Consider the following 17,431-nt stretch of genomic DNA (forward strand, 5'->3'; position numbering starts at 1 on the left):
AGGGAGCCTCCCTCGCTTTTTTGCGTGCGCATTTTAGGGATGAGCCATGGGAGAATGACGTTAATTCAGGTATGATGAATAGACCAAATATTATTGTGCGGAGGAGACACATTGGCGCAGCGCGGACGGCACTTTATTTTTTTAACGCAATATTACCCGCCTGAGCCCGGAGCGGCATCCATACGGTTGCAGGCCATGGCGCATGAATTGATGCGTCAAGGCCATCATGTTTCGGTGGTGGCAGCAATGCCCCACCATTTAGGGGCGTCTGGTTCCAGACGTTTTGCGTTTCACGTGCAAGAAATAGTGCAAGGAATTCCTGTGATTCGGACATGGATCTGGCGCGTGCCCCCCAATAAACGGTTTTGGTGGCGATTGCTGAATTATTTTTCCTTTGTGGTGACAAGTTTTGGGGGCTTGCGTAAACTGCCGCGTCCCGACTATCTTTTAGTGGAATCGCCCCCGTTGTTTTTAGGGATGACTGCGCGGCTGTATTCACGCTGGTTTAAGGTTCCTTATATCTTGTCGGTATCAGATTTGTGGCCAGAATCGGCAGTCGCCTTGGGATTGGTGCGCAATCCTTGGCTTGTCGGCCTAACAAGGCGATTGGAGTTGTCGTTGTATGCTCATGCCGCCTATGTCTCTGCGGTCACGGAGGGCATTCAACAAACCATTCGCGAAACAGGGCAAATTCCTCCAGAGCGCGTGCTCTTTTTTCCAAATGGGGTGGATCTAGCGCAGTTTCCACGCGTCGAGATGCCCACCGCGTTGCGTGCAAGGTGGGGTAAGGGGACTGAAAAGGTGTTTCTCTACCCGGGGACCATGGGCTATGCCCAAGGCTTGGACGTCATTATTGAAGCAGCCAAGCGGCTTCGGGACCGCACGGATATCGCCTTTTTGCTGGTTGGGGACGGCCCTGTAAAAGCTCATTTAATGGAACAGGTCAAGGCAGCCCAGTTGACCAATGTGTGGTTTGAGGCATTGCAGCCGGTCGAGAACATGCCCGCTTATTTCAGTTTAGCACGGGCTGTTGTGGTGCCGCTGCGCCGCCACTCGTTGTTTAAGGGGGCAAGGCCTTCTAAAGTCTTTCCGGCATGGTCGGCCCAGGTGCCGGTCATTTATGTGGGCGAGGGGGAAATGGCTGATCTTATTCACCGGGCTAAGGGGGGCGTCGTCGCCGAGCCCGAAAATGGGGACGCGTTAGCAGCAGCCGTCTTGCAGCTGGCGGATATGCCTGAGGATGCTTGGACCGCAATGGGACAAGCCGGGTGGAGCTTTGTACGAGACCACTATACATGGCAACGGATCGCGGAGAAGTGGCTGAAAAGTTTTGAGCCTGGTAGCGACGTATGACGATAAAGCATTTGCTGATGGTGGGCCATTATCCGCTTGATGCCTTGGATCGCGCCCCCAAAGTGCGCATTTACCGAATGGCAGAGGCCTTTGCGCGGCATGTTCAGGTCACGCTAATTACAGGGACACGCCGTCAACGTGGGCCATGGTTAACGGAAGCATGGCGTCACAACCTCTTGAATGCGGTAGACGCCGTGTACGTGGAAAGTGCGAGTTCTACGGCGACGGTCCGCGACCTTCTGTTTTTACGCCATGCTGCGCAAAAAAACCTGCCGGTAGCGGTATTTGTGCGCGACTATTACCAAAAATTTCCTGATCTCTATCCCTTGCACGGTGCGAAATCCTACATAATGGCACTACTCTATGGGCTGACTTTACGGGCGTATGGGGCTTGGGCCGACATTCTTTATGTCCCCACCCAGGGCTTGGGCGATTTGCTGCCTAAAGGATCTGCTCAAGTCCGTCTATTGCCACCAGGGGCCGTGACACCTGTTTCCTTACGACCCCATGAGACTTCCTCAGCCCCGTGGATTCTTTATGTCGGCGCTGGGGGCCCGTACGATGGGGTAGAGTTATTAATCGAGGCGATGGGTCACGTTCATCGGCAATGCCCTGAAGCACGGTTGGCATTGATAATGCGGCGTGCAGAATGGCCACAAGCTAGGATTCCTGAGTATATCACCGTGACAGAAGCGGCAGGGCCCTCGCTTTTGCCATGGTATGAAAAGGCTGCCGTAGCCGTGATCCCGCGACCTGATACGGCGTATACCCGGTTAGCGTGGCCCGTGAAGTTGATGGACTATCTCTCTTATGGTATTCCGGTTGTCGTGACGGATCGTTCGGAAGCTGCGCGATTTGTGGAGCGCTACCGCGTCGGAATTCATGCAGCAGCCAATGCTCGCGCGCTGGCCGCAGCGCTCATAGCTGTCATATCGTCTCCTCAATATCGGCAGGAGCTGAGCATGCATGCCTACGACGCAGTACATCAAGCCCACAGCTGGGATCACCGCGCCCAAAGCGTCTTAGCTGACCTAGACCGCCTATGCGAGAAGGCCTAGACCGTCGCTTTAAGGCGTATGGCCTCATCTAGCATGCCTGAAGGAAGCGGCACCGTCAGGGCTTGAATGGCTGTATCCAAGTGCAAAGGATTTTTGGTTCCCACAAGAATCGATGAGACTTCTGGCATGCGGGCGATAAATTGCAATGCCAGCGCAATCAAGAGGGCATCGTCATTATGGGCGATTTGCAAATATTGGGCCGCCCATTGCGCTTTAGGAGAGTCTTGGGATATTGCGTGGCGTTTGGGGGTTAAAAAGCCCATAGCTAAGGGAAAGCGAATCATGACGCCCAACTCGTTATCCGCAGCGCGTTTGATGGCGTCTTCGGCTTGGCGGTCCAAGAGGTTGTAGGTTAACTGGATGGCATCGAAATCTTGGAGCGAGATAATGGCAGGGACAATATCTGGTTCGCACGAGGCGCCCAAGAAGCGTACGAGCCCTTTCTCGCGAGCATCTCGCATGGCTTTGACCGTAAATCCTTCGCGTAATACGCGGGTGGGATCGGGGCCGAAATGAATTTGCATTAAATCGATTTGGGACGTTTGCAAGCGGATTAAGGACTCGTCAATCGAGGTGCGAATCGCCTCTTCGCTGAAATCATAATAGGTACCGGGTTCTCTGTTATGCTCTCCGCATTTGCTGGCCAAAAAATACTCCGCACGCCGGTGAGTTAGCGCTTGGCCAATGCGTGCCTCGCTGGCATGATACGCGGCGGCGGTGTCGATTAAGGTAATGCCGCAATCGAGCACATGATGAAGCAGTGTCGTTGCGTCTTGTTCGTTGGGTCGCTCGGTGTCCTGAGGCGAACCTAATCCCCACGTGCGGCCTACTTCTAGAGCGCCAAATCCAATCAGGGAGACAGGTTGTTTGGTTTTTCCTAAAAGCCTTTCTTCCATTGTCAATGCTCCTCATCCCCAAGAATGGCGTTAATGAAATGTAGCCTGGGGCCCGGTGGGTGTGGACGTACCATTCCACACGAGAACATATTGCGAAGCAGAAGGGGCTTGGATCGTCAATTCTGCCGTTAAAGGGCGACCTGGTAGAATCTGAGTCACGTCTGACGCGGGGCTCTTTGGAGTGAGAGGAAAGGCAAACAGCGAATTGGACGCCGTGAGGCCTTGCTGCACGTAATCGTTCCAAGCGTAAGAGGCACCATTGGCATCAACTGCTAAGTCATCGAGCGCCAAGCCAATGATCCCTGATGTTGGGTTATCGACCGTTACGGTGAGGCGATAGACATTGAGCCGCTGGCCCGATACGGTTGACGTGCCTTCTGGTACGGCCGCAACCACCGCGACTTTTAACCCCGTGTAGGGCCCCGCGCCTGGCGGAGGCGGGGCCTGGACAGACTGCGTTGCGGGTGATGATGATGATGACGTCGAAGGTGATGACGGCGTCTGAGATGGGCTAGGCGACGCAGACGGGGATGGAGACGGACTGGGTGACGTTTGGCGCAACGTCTTAGGACGAGACGTATTGGGGGCGCTGGCGGCGTGGTGAAACCCACACCCTGCGAGCGCCAAGGGCAATGACAAAAGAATAGACCACTTGACAGATTTTCGAGGATTCATAAACGGCACCATTCCTTCCACCGATTGAGTTCTTTCCCGATCATACCATGACGGGCCCATTTATGGCTGCAGGTGGGCGACAGGGGTCAGCTGGCCGATAGCGGTCCAGTAGCCGGGGGTTTCAAAGGGTAAGCGCCACGCGGCGACGCCTCCTAAATTGTTTTGTAAGGCCAGTTGCACACGGTCAGCGATGGACTGGGATGTTTCATCCCAATAAATGTCTTGGCCAATATTCCACTGGGTAATCAGCTGCTGCAAAGCTTGAGCTGTGGCGGTGTCATAGACGCCCGCCGTGGCGCCTTGGACATTGAAGTCCTGCTGGAAAGCGGTGACTGCAGCCGTGGTAAGCGGCCCATAATAGCCGTCAGTCGGCAAGAGAGCCGGCGGCGTTTGATTGTTGTCAATCGCATATTTGAGCAGAACGAAATTTAATAGGTTTTGCAAATTGGCCACTTGCGGCAGGGATTGATTGTCATCGGCGATCGAGTACCCTGCAGGAGGCAATTGGGCTAACGGCCCCGCCGTAAAGACAATTTCATCTTGGGTCGGATCCCATAACGGGGAAATTCCTTGCTGCTGCAAAAGACTTTGAACGGCTCGGTTGCTTACAGCGCCGACGCCGGTCACGCCTTGATTGGTGACCGTCCATTCATGGCCATAAGGCGCTAGGCCCAAGATAATTTGCTGGGGATTCACGCCGCCTGCTATGGCGGATTGGACTAAGGACTCAACCCAAGGGAACCCAGCTGTGGGACCAGGAAACGTACTGGAGTTGTCTTCAGGGTAGGTCATCATATTGATGTAATTGACATAAGGGGCAATGGCTTGATAGTTGTACAATGTGTTGGGATATGACGAAGGATAGACAGCGACCATCAACAGTTTGTTGACGGCGTGCAATGCTGTACCCAGCTGTTGGATAAAGGTCGTGTATTGGGTTGAAGCCCCTGAGACGCCTAAGCCTCCGTATCCATTGTTTTCGAAGTCAATCGTGATGCCATTAAATCCATCTTGGGTCACAAGGGAGACGATTTGTTGGACCAGGTTGGCGTCGTCGGCCGCCGTGGTAATGGGCCCATTGGCGGGATTATAATAGCTGCCAATAGAGGGTAAAACCATGACGCCTTCTTGTTGGGCCTGAGCGGTGACGACTTGAATATTGTTGAGGCCATTGATGTCGGGCGCAGCATAGGGGCCTGTGGTTGACCAACTAGTAATTTGCCACGATCCATCCGCATTTTGGGCCAAGTTGAACCAGGCGGGATTAATGGCGGACAATGAATTGCCGTGTTGTAGCAAGTCTTCGTACGATGAGTTATTCACGCCGTTGGGGAAGTTATCGACAAAAAACCCGTAGCCCATGGATAAAAAGCCAGAGGGCGCAATCGAGGGGGCAGCGGGGACATTGGCTGGCATGGGTGAATCAATCACGGAAACGGGTGACGAAGGCACGCTTAACGCGGGGCCATCGCCAAATGTCAAAACTTGGCCATCGGCGGTGATAACGTCGTACCCTTGTTGGTCCACACTGACGACAAGCTGTGTGGCTTGTGTGCCCGCCGGGGGCTCGCCAAAATTTTGGGCATTGCCAAAGGTTGTCACAACGCCATTGGATTGCAAAATCCAATACCCTTGACCATTAGACGTCGGGGTAAAGCCGACCACTGTGGGGGGATCATTGGTTGAAGCCGCAGGGGTTGTAGACGGCGCCTGCGTGGGATCTGAGGTGCTGTCCAGGGGAGATCCGGTGGGCAACCCTTCTAGGGTCGGTACGACCACAACTTGAGCAAAGGTAAATCCTAGGGCATAAAGCGCCTGGGGATTGACAATATGGCGCAATGTGCCGTTTTGGACCAAATACACGGCCGCTTCGTTTGCTTGTCTCACCAAAGTGCCGGTGGGAAAGGCGCGCATCGGGGTCGTTAGATTCTGCCCGATAGGCAAATTCGGTAAAGTGGGTACAACGGTGATATCGCTCCATTGGTAGCCCATGGCTGAAAGCACGGAGCCTGACATGATGTGTTCCAGGGTCCCATTATTGACCATGTAGACGGCAGGATTGTTCTGAGCTTTTAATAACGTGCCCGAGGGGTAATACGCGACGGGGACCGTTAGGGCGGGGCCGATTGGCCAATTGGGGCTGATTTCATTGACATGGACCACAGAGGACCACGAAAGGCCCATTTGCGTAAATACCGACGCGCTGGCAATATGGCGCAATATGCCGTTCATCACAAGATAAATGGCGCTTTGACCATTTTGTTGAAGCAATGTCCCAGACGTGTAGGGGGTCACTAATGGAGCTCCTACCGAAAGACCGGATAACGAGGAAACCACTTGCACTTGGCTCCAAGACAGGCCCATGCCTAAAAGGATGGTCGGATTGGGAATATGATGAAGTGTGCCGTTTTCAACCACCCAAACGGGACTTGTTCCGTTTTGACGCAGTAACGTGCCATTGGGGTACGATACGGAAGTGCTTTGTGGCTGAGCAGTTTGCGGCAAGCTGCCAAAGTTTTGTGCATCACCAAAACTTTGGACAACGCCTGATGCACTGACAACCCAATAACCCAGACCATTAGGCGTACTGGCAATGCTAACCGGGGATGATCCTGTGGCATTGCCATACGTCTGCGCATTTCCTAAGGCGTAGACCGTTCCATTTTGCGTTAAGACAAACGCGCCTTGACCTGAAGGGGTTGCCGCCATGCTAATTGCGGGGGATGTAGCAGGAATGTTCGAGGTGAAAGGCGTGGCGTTGCCAAACGCATAGACTTGGCCGTTTTGAGTCAAAATCCAGTATCCCTGGTAATTGGCTGTCGGAATGAGTTGCACGGCCGGTGAGGAAGACGATACGCCGATGGACGACAGATCTCCGTAAAAGGGCACGTTGCCAGAGGGAGTAACTGTACCATTGCTGGAGAGGGCATACGATCCTCGGCTGACGCCGGCAAATGTCAAATCGTTGGAGACAATCCCTTGAGCGGTTGTGACTTGAATCGGGCCAGGGCCCGCATCGGCAGGAATGCTGACAGTAATGGACGAGGGGGTCCAGCTCGTAACGGGCGCAGGTTGGTTGTCAATGGTGACCGTGGCAGCGGTTGAGCCAAAGTCTTGACCTGTTAAGGTCATCGTGGTATCTCCAGCATTTAGGGTATAGCTGGAGAGCACGACAGCACTTTGCGCATAAGCCGCCGCGGGCAAGCTCGCGAATAGCAATGCTGAGGAAATTAAGGCTAAAGCAGGATTAGCGGTTCGGTTACGGGGGCGACGATGTAAAAACTGGGAATGGCGATGGCGCCGGGCCCGGGTTTGTCTCATGGTTATAAAGGCCTCCTAAAAAGATCCATATCAAAACAACATCAAAACAACATCAAAACAACATCAAAACAACATCAAAACAACATCAAAACAACATCAAAACAACATAAGCCGACACGTCAAAGGTTCTCTGCAATATCTATACGGCGTGCTCCTGCCAAACTCCTCTATTTGCGCCAAGACTTTGCAATCTGTGGGGAATGCATGTCGAATAATACGAGATGCCAGATGATGGCCGCGTTTAGGACATACGGTAAGACAAATGCACAGACTTGACGTATGATAAAATCCAATGTGGGATGTGACGACGGGAGGGATATTGCTGCAAGTCGTGGTCGACGCCTTACTGTATCATCCACAGTCTGCGGGTATTGGACGGTATATTGCGTCGCTGGTGGAGGCCTATGTGGCGCAATTCGCCATGGTCGATCAGGTGATGGCCATTGGCTTGCCGGGCCAAGTGCTTCCGGGCGGGACGATGGTGGTGCCCCCAGGCAATCTTCACCACAGTCGGGAACGGATGATGTTTGAACAGTGGCAGTTGCATAAGTGGTTGCGTCAGACGTCCTATGATGTGGTCCATTTTCCCGATTATCAAGTGCCAGTGCTCAGGCGCGTTCGGCACAGTGTGGCAACGGTGCATGACTTAGTGGCATATAAGTATCCCCAAATGTTTCCGTGGGCTAAGTCGCAAGTGAAAAGGCGAATGCTGGCATGGTCGGTTCGTGCTGCGGATCATATTATTGTACCGAGTCAAGCGACTGCAGATGATCTTCATGAGATTCTTAAGGTGCCAAGAGAGCGAGTGACGGTCGTGCCGCATGGCGTCATTCGTCGCGGCATTCCGTCTGCGATGTCCTTGAATTCCCGTCCCTATTTTGTGGCCGTGGGGACGATTGAGCCCCGAAAAAATTTTCAACGCGTCATTGAAGCTTTTGCCCAATTAGTGGACAAGCAGAAGTTAAGGGGACAAGTGGATCTGTTAATTGCGGGTAAAAAAGGATGGCTTTACGAGCCTGTCCTCGAAGCGCCAAGTCGGTTAGGGATTGCCGAACAGGTCCGATTCTTGGATTATGTTTCCGAAGACGACTTAGCGTCCTTATATCGTCATGCCATTGCCTTGGTGTATCCGAGCTTGTATGAAGGCTTTGGATTGCCAGTGCTCGAAGCGATGGGCTGGGGAGCTCCCGTGATATGCTCTAATCGGGGAGCGTTGGCGGAAGTTGCGGGTAACGCGGCGATGATTGTCGATCCTTTAAGCGTTGAAGACATCGCAGCGCACATGGAACAACTGTGGACGCATCCCGAGCACCACGACATCTGGGCGCAGAAGGGGCTCGAGCACATCAAGTCTTATACGTGGAGCCAAACGGCTTTGCAAACACGTGCGGTTTATTTACAAGTGGCACGATAATAATGGGGCGACGATACCGGGGAGGAACCAATCATGCAGGCCGAAGCAGTGTCGAGTGATCAACCGCTTTTTTCAAAGAAACTGCTCCCGTCTTTGGCAATCGCTTTACTGGGGGCTCTGATTGCCGTGCGCTGGGGGGGCATCGGAGCTGCTATTTTTTTTGTGGGCTATATTTGGATGACATGGGTCTCATTGCCTGCTGCGGCCATTTTATACATTGTGGCCGCACCGTTTCCGTTAGGGATTGTTTTCCATCATCACAAATTTTATGCGGCTGATTTTATGGCGATCGTCATGGCCTTGAAATTAATTCGCGACCACTGGGTTGAAGGCATAACGGGATTGGCGCGCCGCTTCTTTCCACAACCGTACCGGTGGCCGTTGGTATTTCTCTTTATCATGGCGATTCTTTCGTTGGCCAGTAGTCTCAGCCATTTCGGAACGGTCATCAAAATCTTGGAATATCTCGAGTTTTTTGTTGTCATGGTGGCGGTGTTTCGGGAATATGGGGACAACAACGCGATATGGAATTGGTATTTAGCCGCCTTATTTGTGGTGGTGAGCGTCATGGTTCTCTACGGACTCTATCAATTTATGCTGCAATTAGGTCCCGTTTATAACATTGTGGACGGCCACCATGTTCGAGCGACAGGATTTTTTGGGCAACCCAATGTTTTTGGTGGCTTTAGTGACCAGACCTTTCCGTTATTAGCGGCTTTGGTGGCATTAGGTCCGCCCTCGCTGCGTCAAGGCTGGCTGAAAGTCGCTTTAGGTTTGACGGCTTTAGGCGTCGTGATCTCTTATTCGCGAGGTTCTTGGGTCGCGGATGCGGGCAGCGTATTCTTTATGGGGGTATTGATTGCCCTAACACGCGGACGTCAGGCTCTTAAGCGATTTGCATCGTTCGGTATTCTCGTCCCGATTGTGATGTTTGTCGTGGTCTTTTTGTTGGGCAAAACCGATTTAAGTCATACGGCTTTGTATGTCGGGGCTCATAAAAATACCCTTGAACGTTTGACAACCACGGTTACGGCTGTGATTAATCCTGCGGGACATTTTGATACCGATCAACGGCTTCTGATTTGGAAATCGGCTTTGAGTGCCATTCGTCAACATCCGCTGTTAGGGGTAGGATTGGGTAACTTTCATCTCTTCATTCAGCAGCATCCGCCCAAGGGATTGGCGGGCATCCCGCCTATGGCCCATGATTTATATTTAGAGTGGGGGGCGGATATGGGAATTGGCGGCATCGTGGCTGCGCTGTGGCTAGAATGGTCGTGGCTAGCGTCTTCAGTGCGCCTTGTACGGGAGAAAACCGCCGCCTTGTCTCCTTATTGGTATGCGCTTTTGGTCGGAGCCTTTGGAACGATGACGGCTTTCGTGATTCACAACTGGGTTGATTTTCTTATTGACCAAGGAGTAATTCTACCTTTGCTTTTGGCGTTGGCAGCGGTGAGTGTGGCGTGGGAACGGTACGGAAGGCATCGATCATGAAAGTGGCTCTTGTCCACGATTGGCTGGTAACGATGGGAGGAGCCGAACGTGTTTTAGAGACCTTGGCTCATATGTATCCGGATGCTCCCATTTATACGGGAGTGTTAGATCGTTCTCGCCTCTCCCCATATTTGCAACAACGGACCATTTATTCAACGTTTGTTCAACGGTTGCCCCGGGCCAAGCGCTGGTATAATCGCTACTTGCCGTTGCTTATGTATGGGTTTGAGCAATTCGACCTATCGCGCTATGATTTGGTCATTTCATCGAGTGCCGCGATTGCAAAAGGCGTGTTGACGCGGGCGGAGACTGTGCATGTGTCTTATATTCACACGCCGATGCGCTATGCCTGGGATTTGTATCACGATTACCATAATCGTGAAGCCAAAGGCCTGACGCGAAGGCTGATGGGCCCCGTTTTTCATTATGTACGCCTTTGGGATCGCCTGTCGGCCGACAGGGCCGATGTTTTGGTGGCCAATTCCCATACCGTGCAGCAGCGCATCCGCAAACATTATCGCCGCTCCGCAGAGGTTGTGTTTCCGCCGGTCAATATTGACCGATTTCAGCCTGCCCCCCATCCGGGGGACTACTATTTGGTTCTCTCACGCCTTGTCGCGTATAAGCGGGTGGACCTCGCGATAGAAGCCGCGAATGCGTTAGGAATCAAACTGGTTGTGGCCGGAGATGGTCCGGAACGAGAGCGATTAGCGCGTTTGGCCAGTCGTCATGTGGAGTTTGTGGGGGCGGTCGATGATGAGAAGGCGTCCGCTCTGATGACGGGGGCCAAGGGCTTAATTTTTCCGGGTGAAGAGGATTTTGGCATTGTCCCGGTGGAAATGCAAGCCGCGGGTCGTCCGGTGATCGCTTATGGGCAAGGCGGAGTTAAAGATACCGTGATTGACGGGAAAACAGGCGTCTTTTTTGACCGCCAGGAGATAGATGCGGTCATTGCGGCCATTCGGCGGGCCGAAACTATTACATGGGACAGCCAAGCCATTAGACAGCATACCGAGCAGTTTCGTCCGGCTGTTTTCGAAACGCGCATGGCGCAGATCATCCAAACTGCGCTGGACGGACGGTAGATAGTACCCATGGCGCTCATGATGCGGTATGATAGCCGAAACGATGCGTAGAGGGGATTTTGACCGATTGGTATGAAGATTGCCATGGACGTGTCCATTATTGAACAATGCCGGACGGGGACGGAAGAGTATGTCGAAGGCCTGATATGGGGGCTAAGCCGCCTGGGAACGGGTGTGGTGGGAGTCGGACGCCGGGGCCAGGCGTTATTGCCGGACCAACCATGTCTTGGGTTGGCGTCTCGTCCTAAAAGGCCTTTATGGGAAAAATTGTGGTGGGAAAATGTGAGTATTATCAAAACGCCACAGGATGTCGATCTCCTTCACATTCCCTACATGATGTATCCACCAGTAGCCTTGTCGATACCGACCGTCGTGACGGTGCATGATGTGATTCCGTACCGTCTTTCCGCCTATCATGCCAGGTGGAAAGAACGCTTGTACTTTGGGCAAATTCGAAAATACTTGCCGCATGCCAGTCAGATTGTGGCCATTTCGCGAGCGACTGCCCAAGACATTGCTGAACTCTTCCCCGAACTGACCGCCCGAGTTACTGTCATTCCCAATGGGGTGCACCCGGATTTTTTTCGACCCGTGCCCGTTGAGCAAATGGAACGGTTGTCATCCCGGTACCGTCCTGTGCGCCATCCACGGCTGCTTTATATAGGCGGCTATGATCCCAGAAAAAATGTCTCCACGCTTCTTAAGGCTTGCCAACAGGTTTTTGCCCGCCATACGGGAGGAGAATTGGTATTGATTGGAGCGGAAACGGACCTGACCATTCAGCATCAGATAGCCGATTTGCATTTGCAAGAAAGGGTCGTGACAACGCCCTACCTCACTCGGCAGGAAGTCGTGGCCCTTTACCAGACGGCTGATCTCTTCGTATTTCCTTCCACCTATGAAGGGTTTGGCATGCCTCCAGCGCAAGCATTGGCTATGGGAGTTCCTGTGGTGGCAGGGTCTACGCCGGCCGTGTCCGAGGTGGTAGGAGATTCTGGCCTGCTTGTGCCTCCGCAAGACGTCGATGCGTGGGTGCAGACCATTAATAAAGTGTTGGATACTCCAGCCCTTGCGCAGAAAATGGCCGCACGGGGCCGCGCTCGAGCCGAAGACTTCAATTGGGAAACAGTCGCCCGGCAATATGATCGCTTATACCAACGTCTTGTCCCCTAAACGGGTGATGTTTTCAAAATAGGAGTGAAGACGATGCGAATTCTTGTAACGGGAGGTGCGGGCTTTATTGGCTCGCATATTAATGTTCAGGCGCTTGAGATGGGGCATGAGGTTGTGGTGATCGATAATCTTAGTCATGGCACGCGTGAAAATGTTCCTGCGGGCGCACGCTTTGTCTATGGGGACATTTTGTCGCCGGAGTCTTGGGTGGATCAAGTGGGGTCAGTGGACGCGGTCATCCATTTAGCTGCGCAAATTAGCGTGGCGGCGTCGGAAAGCGATCCGCTAACCGATTTGCGCCTTAATTTGGAAGGGACCTTGCGTATGCTAGCGGTAGCAAAGACATTGGGCGCGTCGCAATTTCGCACGGCATCGTCGGCAGCGGTCTATGGGAACGTTGACCAACTGCCGCTTAGAGAAGACGGCCCTGCTTGGCCCATCAGTTTTTATGGATGGTCCAAATATACGGCTGAGCAGTATGTCAAGCATTTTGCGGATCTCAATCACATGCAAGCCATTATTTTTCGTTTGGCCAACGTGTACGGCCCACGGCAACGCACCCAAGGCGAAGGCGGCGTCGTCGCTGTTTTTTGTGAAGCTTTAGCCCGTAACGAAACCGTGGAAATCCATGGGGATGGCGAGCAAACGCGCGATTTCGTGTATGTAGGGGACGTGGCCCGTGCGTTTTTGCATCGTCTCGCCGACCCAGGGCCTGTGTCGGTCTACAACGTCAGCACCCAAACGCGTACTTCGGTGCGTGCGTTGTTTGAGATGCTGGCAAGAGCCGCAGGGGTTTCGGCACAGAGTTACCGGGTGGGGGCTAAACGTCCGGGCGACATTACAGATAGCTTGCTATCCCAACACAAGGCCAAACTATGGGGTTTTGAGCCCATTACCCCCCTGACGGACGGATTAGAAGCCACATGGCATTATTTTCGTGAAAAAGAAGCCCAACGCTAAAGGGTGACCGAAACGATTGTTTGACATCGATTTCCGCAAGAGGCTCTCCCTTTAAAGGCCTGTGATTTTATGCGGGAGCGTGGCCCTTAACGGCTTAAAGGGCGCAGATGCAATTGGTGCAACAATGTGGCTTCGGTTTGGCGTAGAAGCGCATCATAGGTGGATTGCCCTTGTGTGACGCGTAGATATTCCTCTAACAACTGGGTGTGACCGACAAACCAATCGGCCCAAAATCCGGCAAGGGGATAAAACAAGTGCGACATTTTAACCGCGGGCCGCAATTGCGTCCAAAATTGTTCCCGGATGGCGTGCGCATAAGGCAATGTGTCGGGAATATTGTGGCGAAGGGCTTGGCTAACGGTGTTGGCGGCGATGTGGGCGCTGGCCAACGCCGAATAAATCCCTTCGGCGGAAAAGCTGTCCATAAGGCCAGCGGCATCGCCAATGAGAAGGGCATGGGTGGTGGCTAAGGGCGTATATCGGGTTCGGTACGGTAAAGGGTGCGCGAGCATGGGGACGTCCTTTGGGGGATTCGGCACAATCTGATGGAGGTACTGGCCCATTAACGATTTTAAAGGAGGCAGTTTACCGGCTTTAAATGACCCGACTCCAATGTTCAAGATTCCGTCTTTAGGGATGACCCAGGCATAGCCCCATGGGTAGCGGGTCACATCAATTTCCACACGGTGTTGCCACGCGGCAAATTGTTCGCCAGTGACAGGCACTTCTGCTTCAATAGCCGCTCCATGATGAGGACGGGGAATGCCCAAAAAGCGGGCGCTGACCCCTTTTGCGCCATCGGCTCCAATCAGCCAAGGCGCTTGAAATCTGTGCCCTTGGGCGGTTGTGGCCGTATAATAGCCGTCCTCCTCGTGGATGCTCGTGACCTTTTCCTCGAAGGCAAAGCGGGCACCAGCATCTTGAGCCTTTTCAGCGAGCCAAGAATCGAACGAGCGGCGTTCGACAGTATAGCAATAAGGCGTCTTGGTCGTAATGGTGCGAGCTCCCGTGCGTCCGCGAAACGTCCATTGGGTAGGGGCTGAGCGGACTTGCTGGAAAAAACCTTGAGGCAACAAATCGACAGCGCGAGATGTAATGGCTCCTCCACACGGTTTGACACGGGGAAAAGCGGATTGTTCGAGGACCTGTACATGAAATCCTTGCTGGGCTAAAAGTCTAGCAGCGGTAGAGCCAGCTGGCCCTGCGCCAATGATCACGACGTCGTCCATGAAAAAGAGCCTCCTTGAAAAAGGGGTTATTTGGCACCTAGTGCGTGTCACCTTAGTGTATCATGAGAGAAAGACAGGCGGGGACGGTGCACATTCCCTATCCACACTGTATGTGAACCGGGCATAAACTAGACGCGCATGGTATACGGAGGTTAATGATGGTCAAAACAAGACACATAGCATCTGTCGCAATCGGCGCAGCCGTGTTGACGGGGTGTGGCGCGGTGAAAACGACGGCACCCGTCAAACACGTTTCGCCGCAGGCGCAGGCGGCATCGCGCACGACATTTACCAAAGGGGATGACCCACTTACCGGTCTTCCTGAACCGGATCATGGGCCTTTGGTGGCGATTATGGTCGAAAACACCGAGTATGGTAGGCCTCAGTACGGACTAGAATCAGCGGACGTGGTCTATGAAGCTTATACCGAGTTTTTCTATTACTCGCGTTACTTGCTACTATTTTATGGCCATGAGCCCAATAAAGTCGGGCCGGTAAGGTCAGCACGGCCCTATTTCGTGAGTTGGGTCCACGGGTGGCCGCAAGCTGCCTATGTTCATGCTGGGGCGTCCGATCCCGGCTACGTCTCCATTCAGAAAGATCAAATACATAACTTAGATGTTGATGCCAATGCTTACGGTTTAGGATACCGCTCGCCGAATCGGCCAGCGCCTCATAACTTATTTGTCTCGATTCCGCAAGCTGCGGCCATGGCCCAACAAAATTGGGGCAATCCTCCTGTCACACCTCATTGGCTGTTCGGCGGGCCCCCAGGATCGGCTGCACCGAAGGATCAGACCATTACCCTGACATGGAATACGCATAACACGATCGAGCAGTGGCGCTGGGATGGATCACGGCGGGGGTGGACCAGGTGGGTGAAGTGTCCGGAATGTCCTGACAATCAATATACCCAAGTCATGGGACTGAATAGCCATCAACCGGTCGTGGCCTCCAACATTGTCATTCAATATACGAAGGAAGAATATCTTCCGGATCCGGCAGGGACCGGATGGATTCAAATTCAAACGCACGGATCAGGCCCGGCATTATTAATTTTAGGAGACAAAATCGAGCGAGGAACATGGAAAAATGCGGGCTCGGGCCAGCCTACGCAGTATTATGATGCGAACGGCCAGCTGGCTCGGTTTGTTCCGGGGCAAACATGGATTGAGGTGGTTCCCAATGCCCACTCCGCACCCAATCCTTTTCAGTTACAGATCCAGTAGAGCATTCGCTCCCAAAATTCGGTGGTTTTCACCGCCATGATACCTGCTATAATATTGGTATTCAAAATGGGGTGTGAATGTGTTCAAACACTGGACCAATAGATGGGATGAGCTGGCCGTTCTGGTTGATACTGGGGCAGCCTTTTTGGCTTACTTGCTGGCGGTACATGTGTATCTGACGTGGATCAACCCTGATGTGACGACCGTGCAGCTCGTGACGTTGTATTTTTCCTTTTCACCTGTGCTCTTAGCACTCAATTGGCTCGTGCTGAAGTTCAACTTCAATGGTTATTCACGGCGATGGAATCAATTGCCAGCTGAATTGAAAATGCTTATGGTGTCCAACCTCGAGAGCACGTTGGCGATGGCCCTGCTTATTTTCTTTATGAAAGCGACGTGGTTCTCCCGTCTGATTTTTGTGTTGATGCCCCTGACCGCTTTTACCCTGCAATTTGGTATCCACGTTGTGACCAAGATCGGCATTAATCGGTTGCGGGTAGGCAAGAAAGACTTACGTCGGCTTGTGGTGATGGGGTATCCCAAGCGGGTGCGCATTTTTTCACGAACCGTGGACACGGTTCCGCAGGCGGGCATGGTCGTGGTAGATCGTTTGCTCATTCCTTTGGGGTCTGCCGAGGCGGGTCAAAAAGCCTTGAACACCTTACGGCAGTTACTGCATTCTACGGTTATCGATACGGTGGTCTTAGCCTTGCCTGTAGCCGATGACGTCATGATGGCGGCCATTGGGATGGCCCGTCAGCAGGGTAAGGAAGTGCGCATGATTTTGGATGAGGTGGGCGCCTACGCAACGAAATCGGCCTTGTATGATTTCTATGGGAACTCCGTTTTAGTCGTCAATGGGGTTAAGTCCCCGCAAACGGCGCGCAGACTGTCCAAGCGCTTGGTGGATGTGTTATTGTCGGCCATCAGCTTGGTCCTCGTGTCCCCGGTGATGGCGGTCATCGCGATTTTGATTAAGCTCGATGATCCAACGGGTCCCGTATTCTTTGTTCAATCTCGCGTAGGGCTCAACGGACGGGAATTTCCCTGCTTCAAGTTTCGAACCATGGTGCCGAATGCTGAAGCGTTGCGTTCGCAAATTGAGCATCTCAACGTCATGAGTGGGCCTGTCTTTAAAGTACCCAATGATCCACGGGTTACACGCATGGGCAAGTTTTTGCGAAAGACAAGTTTGGACGAGCTTCCACAACTTGTCAACGTGCTGTTAGGGCATATGAGCCTTGTGGGACCGCGGCCGGCTTTGCCGACAGAAGTGGAACGCTATGGAGATGACTACCGAAAAAGGTTATCGGTTCGTCCCGGTATCACCTGCTTGTGGCAGATTTCGGGGCGCAATGACATTGACTTTGATCAGTGGATGCAGCTTGATATGGAATATATTGACTCATGGTCTTTGGGACTGGACTTTAAGATTTTAGTTAAGACCATACCAGCTGTGTTGCAACAAAAAGGCGCACATTAATTTCTTGCAGCGGACAGATCCAGCCGGATCTGTCCTGCGCTTTTTTGAAGGCTAATGGGTT

Annotated in this window: 13 protein-coding genes and 1 pseudogene; 9 read left to right on the plus strand and 5 right to left on the minus strand. The window is 52.9% G+C overall.

Translation table 11 applies throughout. The features are described from left to right. Positions 1-111: 111 nt before the first annotated feature. Both CO251_RS10175 and CO251_RS10180 read left to right on the plus strand, forming a co-directional pair. A complete protein-coding gene (locus CO251_RS10175; protein ID WP_242968539.1) occupies positions 112-1,353 on the plus strand; it encodes a glycosyltransferase family 4 protein in 1,242 nt (413 codons plus the stop codon). Next, positions 1,350-2,411 carry a glycosyltransferase gene (locus tag CO251_RS10180; protein WP_103375704.1) on the plus strand — a complete coding sequence of 354 codons (1,062 nt, stop codon included), beginning with the start codon at positions 1,350-1,352 and terminating at the stop codon, positions 2,409-2,411. The genes CO251_RS10175 and CO251_RS10180 overlap by 4 nt, the downstream gene beginning before the upstream one ends. Here the strand turns inward: CO251_RS10180 and CO251_RS10185 are convergent. The 4 genes and pseudogenes from CO251_RS10185 to CO251_RS18075 all read right to left on the minus strand — a co-directional run. Continuing rightward, on the minus strand, positions 2,408-3,307 hold the full coding sequence (locus CO251_RS10185) for an aldo/keto reductase (RefSeq protein ID WP_103375705.1): 900 nt from the start codon (positions 3,305-3,307) through the stop codon (positions 2,408-2,410). The genes CO251_RS10180 and CO251_RS10185 overlap by 4 nt on opposite strands. Before the next feature lie 30 nt (positions 3,308-3,337). Further along, entirely contained in the window at positions 3,338-3,982 is a 645-nt protein-coding gene (locus tag CO251_RS17645) for a hypothetical protein (protein ID WP_207654671.1), read from the minus strand. Positions 3,983-4,042: 60 nt separating this feature from the next. Beyond that, positions 4,043-6,346, minus strand: coding sequence for a glycosyl hydrolase family 18 protein (locus tag CO251_RS10195; RefSeq protein ID WP_369825261.1), 2,304 nt, complete (start codon positions 6,344-6,346; stop codon positions 4,043-4,045). A gap of 600 nt (positions 6,347-6,946) precedes the next feature. Beyond that, positions 6,947-7,303, minus strand: a pseudogene (locus CO251_RS18075) (IPT/TIG domain-containing protein); the annotation flags it as partial. A gap of 292 nt (positions 7,304-7,595) precedes the next feature. On the opposite strand from CO251_RS18075, the gene CO251_RS10200 reads away from it, so the two are divergent. The 5 genes from CO251_RS10200 (at position 7,596) to CO251_RS10220 (ending at position 13,429) form a co-directional block, all read left to right on the plus strand. After that, entirely contained in the window at positions 7,596-8,717 is a 1,122-nt protein-coding gene (locus tag CO251_RS10200) for a glycosyltransferase family 1 protein (protein WP_103375707.1), read from the plus strand. Between the two features lie 33 nt (positions 8,718-8,750). Next, positions 8,751-10,211, plus strand: coding sequence for an O-antigen ligase (locus tag CO251_RS10205; protein ID WP_103375708.1), 1,461 nt, complete (start codon positions 8,751-8,753; stop codon positions 10,209-10,211). Then, positions 10,208-11,296 (plus strand): glycosyltransferase, encoded by a 1,089-nt coding sequence (locus tag CO251_RS10210; RefSeq protein ID WP_103375709.1) that lies wholly within the window; start codon positions 10,208-10,210, stop codon positions 11,294-11,296. Before CO251_RS10205 ends, CO251_RS10210 begins: the two co-directional genes overlap by 4 nt. Positions 11,297-11,380: 84 nt before the next feature. Beyond that, complete coding sequence (locus tag CO251_RS10215; protein ID WP_242968540.1) at positions 11,381-12,469, plus strand: glycosyltransferase family 1 protein; 1,089 nt, start codon at positions 11,381-11,383, stop codon at positions 12,467-12,469. Between the two features lie 33 nt (positions 12,470-12,502). Then, positions 12,503-13,429 (plus strand): NAD-dependent epimerase/dehydratase family protein, encoded by a 927-nt coding sequence (locus tag CO251_RS10220; protein WP_103375711.1) that lies wholly within the window; start codon positions 12,503-12,505, stop codon positions 13,427-13,429. Positions 13,430-13,515: 86 nt separating this feature from the next. Here the strand turns inward: CO251_RS10220 and CO251_RS10225 are convergent, their stop codons facing one another. After that, positions 13,516-14,658 carry a geranylgeranyl reductase family protein gene (locus tag CO251_RS10225; RefSeq protein WP_103375712.1) on the minus strand — a complete coding sequence of 381 codons (1,143 nt, stop codon included), beginning with the start codon at positions 14,656-14,658 and terminating at the stop codon, positions 13,516-13,518. A 155-nt stretch (positions 14,659-14,813) separates the two neighbouring features. Here CO251_RS10225 and CO251_RS10230 point away from each other — a divergent pair, with 155 nt between their 5' ends. Continuing rightward, positions 14,814-15,887 (plus strand): DUF3048 domain-containing protein, encoded by a 1,074-nt coding sequence (locus CO251_RS10230; RefSeq protein WP_242968541.1) that lies wholly within the window; start codon positions 14,814-14,816, stop codon positions 15,885-15,887. A gap of 79 nt (positions 15,888-15,966) precedes the next feature. Then, on the plus strand, positions 15,967-17,370 hold the full coding sequence (locus tag CO251_RS10235; protein WP_103375714.1) for a sugar transferase: 1,404 nt from the start codon (positions 15,967-15,969) through the stop codon (positions 17,368-17,370). Positions 17,371-17,431 lie beyond the last annotated feature (61 nt).

Origin of the sequence: Sulfobacillus sp. hq2, assembly GCF_002903155.1 — a bacterium.
Classification (GTDB): domain Bacteria; phylum Bacillota; class Sulfobacillia; order Sulfobacillales; family Sulfobacillaceae; genus Sulfobacillus; species Sulfobacillus thermotolerans.

Coding starts and splice junctions, on each gene's coding strand:
- CO251_RS10180 (WP_103375704.1), top strand. CDS start 1,350: ATGACGATAAAGCATTTGCTGATGGTGGGCCATTATCCGCTTGATGCC.
- CO251_RS10185 (WP_103375705.1), bottom strand. CDS start 3,307: ATGGAAGAAAGGCTTTTAGGAAAAACCAAACAACCTGTCTCCCTGATT.
- CO251_RS17645 (WP_207654671.1), bottom strand. CDS start 3,982: ATGAATCCTCGAAAATCTGTCAAGTGGTCTATTCTTTTGTCATTGCCC.
- CO251_RS10195 (WP_369825261.1), bottom strand. CDS start 6,346: ATGGGCCTGTCTTGGAGCCAAGTGCAAGTGGTTTCCTCGTTATCCGGT.
- CO251_RS10200 (WP_103375707.1), top strand. CDS start 7,596: ATGTGGGATGTGACGACGGGAGGGATATTGCTGCAAGTCGTGGTCGAC.
- CO251_RS10205 (WP_103375708.1), top strand. CDS start 8,751: ATGCAGGCCGAAGCAGTGTCGAGTGATCAACCGCTTTTTTCAAAGAAA.
- CO251_RS10210 (WP_103375709.1), top strand. CDS start 10,208: ATGAAAGTGGCTCTTGTCCACGATTGGCTGGTAACGATGGGAGGAGCC.
- CO251_RS10215 (WP_242968540.1), top strand. CDS start 11,381: ATGGACGTGTCCATTATTGAACAATGCCGGACGGGGACGGAAGAGTAT.
- CO251_RS10220 (WP_103375711.1), top strand. CDS start 12,503: ATGCGAATTCTTGTAACGGGAGGTGCGGGCTTTATTGGCTCGCATATT.
- CO251_RS10225 (WP_103375712.1), bottom strand. CDS start 14,658: ATGGACGACGTCGTGATCATTGGCGCAGGGCCAGCTGGCTCTACCGCT.
- CO251_RS10230 (WP_242968541.1), top strand. CDS start 14,814: ATGATGGTCAAAACAAGACACATAGCATCTGTCGCAATCGGCGCAGCC.